The 3,936-nt window shown below is 60.8% G+C and carries 3 protein-coding genes; all 3 read right to left on the bottom strand.

What is annotated here, in order from left to right; genetic code table 11:
- The coding region (gene uvrC, locus Q0Z94_RS11300; RefSeq protein ID WP_298069783.1) for an excinuclease ABC subunit UvrC at nucleotides 1-1,212 on the bottom strand (1,212 nt) is incomplete at its 3' end.
- Nucleotides 1,212-2,639 carry an amidophosphoribosyltransferase gene (gene purF, locus Q0Z94_RS11295; protein ID WP_298069781.1) on the bottom strand — a complete coding sequence of 476 codons (1,428 nt, stop codon included), beginning with the start codon at nucleotides 2,637-2,639 and terminating at the stop codon, nucleotides 1,212-1,214. The genes uvrC and purF, both read right to left, overlap by 1 nt.
- Nucleotides 2,640-2,684: 45 nt before the next feature.
- Nucleotides 2,685-3,407 (bottom strand): NYN domain-containing protein, encoded by a 723-nt coding sequence (locus Q0Z94_RS11290; protein ID WP_298069779.1) that lies wholly within the window; start codon nucleotides 3,405-3,407, stop codon nucleotides 2,685-2,687.
- Nucleotides 3,408-3,936: the final 529 nt, after the last annotated feature.

Below are 3,936 nucleotides of genomic sequence, written 5' to 3'. Positions count from 1 at the left end.
GGCGGCCGCGCTCCTTGCGGGGAAGAGCGGGGCGGGCGCGTCATGGTCCTGTTCCGCAAGGAGCGCGGCCGCCTCTTCGACGACCGTGAGGGAGGAGCTTTCGGTATCTGCGGGCACGGCGAGGGTGTTTTCTCCGCAGAAACAGGGGGTGGCTCCGCCTCCCGCAAGGAAGGGTGAACCCATGCTGGAGGAGCTGCGCGGTGCGACGAGCGCGCTTTCGGAATCCACTTCCGGAGCGGAGAGCACCTCGCCAGTTTTCCAGGGAAGATAGGGGAGCACGATGCGCGGCGGGATGGAGCGCCCCTCGTGGTAGAACTGGCCGAGAAAGCTCCAGAGCAGTTCCGGGGCGTCTTCCAGTCCCAGTCCGGGCCAGAAAAAGGTGCTTCTGTCCTGCACCAGGCCGTGACGCACGAAGACCAGTCCCAGCGCCAGACCGTCGGGCAGGCTGACAACGCCGAGGGCGTCCCGGTCTTCCCCCTTGAGCACGATGCCCTGCTTTTCAATGGTGTTCTGCACGGCGCGCATCTGATCGCGCAGTCTGGCGGCCTTTTCGAAGTCCAGTCCTTCTGCCGCCCTTTCCATGGCCTGACGCAGAATATCCGCCAGCTCCGTGGATTTTCCGGAGAGCAGCATGGTGACACGGCGTGTCAGTCCCGCGTATTCTTCCGCCGAAATTTCGCCGGTACACGGTGCGGAGCAGAGCCGGATGTGATGATACAGACAGGGCGTCTGCCGGTTCTTCATGGCCTTGTCGGAGCAGCGTCGCAGGGGGAAGATGCGGTGTATGCTCTTCCACGTCTCTCGGGCGGCGAGCCCCGAGGTGAACGGGCCGAAGTAGCGCGCCCCGTCGCGCTTCTTCATGCGCCGCACAATTTCCAGCCGCGGGAAGGGATCCCGTTCGGAGAGGCGGAACATGACGTACTGCTTGTCATCGCGCAGGACGATGTTGTAGTGCGGACGGTGCTTCTTGATGAGGCTGGCTTCAAGGAGCAGGGCGTCCTTTTCCGTTGTGGTGTTCAGAAATTCGATGCTGGCGGCATGGCCGATCATGGCCCGCGTCTTGGCGGTGAGCTGATCGGCCGGCCGGAAGTAGGACAGCACGCGCCTGCGCAGGTCGCGGGCCTTGCCCACATAGATGATGCGACCCCCGGCATCCTTGTAAATGTAGACGCCGGGGGTGGAAGGAATACTTGAAGGAGCAGGGCGATCCATCAGCGGACGCCCTTCTCCTCAAGGCGGATGTCACCCCTGCGGCGGTATTCCAGAGACAGCTTGTCCTGTACCGTGGGCAGAGCCGTGGGATAGTCACCGGTGAAGCACGCGGTGCAGTAGTTTTCCGGCTGGGACACGGAGTTGAGCAGGCCTTCGGTGGAGAGGTAGTGCAGGGAGTCCAGTCCGAGCATTTCCGAGATTTGTCTGGGGGTGTACTTGGTGGCGATGAGTTCCGTGGGAGAGGGGAAGTCGATGCCGTAGAAGCAGGGGTACTTGATGGGCGGGCTGCTCACGCGGAAGTGGACGGCACTGGCTCCGAGTTCACGCAGCTTGGCCACGCGGGTGCGGATGGTCGTGCCGCGCACGATGGAGTCATCCACCACATAGAGCCTTTTGTTCTCGATGACGGAGTGCACGGGATTGATTTTCACCCGGACGCTGAACTGACGCATACTCTGGGAAGGCTGGATGAAGGTGCGGCCCACATAGTGGTTGCGGATGAGCGCGTGTTCATAGGGAACGCCCGCTTCCTGCGCCACGCCGAGGGAGGCGTAAATGCCCGAGTCGGGGAAGGGGATGACACAGTCGGCTTCGGCCATGGATTCCCGGATGAGGTTGCGGCCCATGCACTTGCGGCACTGGTACACGTCTTCGCCGAAGATGCGGGAGTCCGGCCGGGCGAAGTAGACAAGCTCGAAGATGCACTGACGCACCGGGACGCCTTCGCTGAAGAAACGGCTTTGGTACTCCAGCGCGCCCTCATTGATGATGATCATTTCGCCGGGCTGAACCTCGCGCACATAGTCGGCTTCCAGGAGATCGAAGGCGCAGCTCTCCGAGGCGAAGACCCAGGCGTCGCCCATTTTGGCCATGCTCAGGGGGTGGAAGCCGTGGGGATCGCGGATGGCGATGAGCTTGCCGTTGGCCAGAATGAGCAGGCTGTAGGCTCCTTCCACCTGTTTGCAGGCCTGCTCAATGGCCTGTTCCAGAGTGCTGCTGGACAGAGCCCGGGCGATGAGGTGAACGAAGATTTCGCTGTCCGAGGTGGTCTGGAAGATGCAGCCATCGTTTTCCAGCGCCGTGCGCAGTTCGGCAGCGTTGGTGAGGTTCCCGTTGTGGGCCAGCGCGAGCTGGAGTCCGCCGCGCACGCGTACCATGAGCGGCTGGGCGTTGCGCAGCTGGGGCTTGCCTGTGGTGGAGTAGCGGACATGGCCGATGGCCGTCTCGCCTGAAAGCAGCTTCAGATCCTCTTCATGGAACACGTCAGGGACGAGTCCCATGCCCACATGCACATGCATGGATTCGAGAGAGGAGTCCCAAGCCACGATGCCGGCGCTTTCCTGGCCGCGGTGCTGGAGGGCGTACAGTCCGAAGTAGGCCAGGCGGGAAGCGTCCTCATGGCCGATGATGCCAAAGATTCCGCACATGGATGCTCCTTCATGGGAGACGCCCTTCGGGCGTCGGCGGCAGGTTTAATCGTCCTGATCATCCACGGATGCTGCTTCGCAGGGATCGTATTCCTTGGGATCGTCGAAGATGTGGATGCCGTGAGGATAGTTGCCGTACTGCGGGCGGGGCAGCTTGTTGCAGACGTAGTCCACATGCTCGCGCAGGTCTTCCGCCGCACGGGTCCAGAGCGGATCCAGAACCACCTTCAGACCTTCTTCACGCGCCAGCTTCACGGCGGGCACATAGTCGGCATCGTTGGCGACCAGCACCAGCCTTTCGGCCTGATGCCTGAACGCGATGGCGGCGATGTCGATACCGAGGCGGATGTCTACGCCCTTCTGACGGATGTCGGGATAGATGTCCCCGGCTTCAACGTCGTTGATGCTGATTTCACCGGCCATGAGTTCGCCCAGGCGGTTGGCGTCAAGCTGCCACTGCCCGGCCTGCCATGCGGAACGGCCGAGGCGCAGGGAGATTTCCGGCGTGACGCGCAGCGACTGGAGAAACTGCTGCTTGCGGGCAACCAGGGGAGTCTGGGAGAAATCCACGGGACCGCTGACGGGGTGTTCGCCCTTGCCGGTGAAAGGCAGAGCGTCATAGAACAGGATGCGCCCCACGGTTTCGTTGGGAGCGAGATGGGAGAGACAGTGGCGGCGGATGCCCGGCCCGTCGAAGTAGAAGGCCTTGAGAGAGATGATGCGCTTGCGCATGAACTCACCATCGACGATGAACGTGACTCGATTCATGGAAAATTCCTTGTGTTTTTGCCGGGATCGGCTCAAATGAGGATTTACGATAGTCCTGACTTTTATACTTTAAGGAAAAGCCCCTGTCCCGGGAGGATGTTGAAAAAATAAGCATAGGCGGGCACTCAGTTTTTGTCAAGAGCGCAGCGGCAGGGAAAATACCGTTTTTTCAATGAGATAAGTTTACAGGAAAGCGGATGTTTTTTTGGACAGAACGGACATACGCCTTTGAAGGCAAGCCGTGCCTGCACCGGAACGCTGTCCGCAGATGAGGCATCCTGAACATAGGATGCAGCAAATGCAATTTGTGTTGGAGTGTGCTGCACGGCGGGCGCGGGAGAGAAAGAGGAGTGGCATGGGGCTGTTTCTGCTGCTCTTTGAGGAAGAGCCGGAGAGACAGAGTCCTTCTTCTTATCTATGTTCAGGCACGGCGGCCGGTCTTTGTGCCCGGGCTGGTCTGCCCCCTGTCAAGTAGACATCTAAAAAGCCCCTGTGGCATTGATTCTAAGCGGTCAGCTTTTCCCGATAC

Source organism: uncultured Mailhella sp. (assembly GCF_947631555.1).
GTDB lineage: Bacteria > Desulfobacterota > Desulfovibrionia > Desulfovibrionales > Desulfovibrionaceae > Mailhella.
This window is presented reverse-complemented; position numbering and strand designations above follow the sequence as displayed.

Bases quoted from the DNA above. Each gene is read 5' to 3' on its own strand.
- Q0Z94_RS11290 (WP_298069779.1), bottom strand. From the start codon at position 3,407: ATGAATCGAGTCACGTTCATCGTCGATGGTGAGTTCATGCGCAAGCGC.
- purF (WP_298069781.1), bottom strand. From the start codon at position 2,639: ATGTGCGGAATCTTTGGCATCATCGGCCATGAGGACGCTTCCCGCCTG.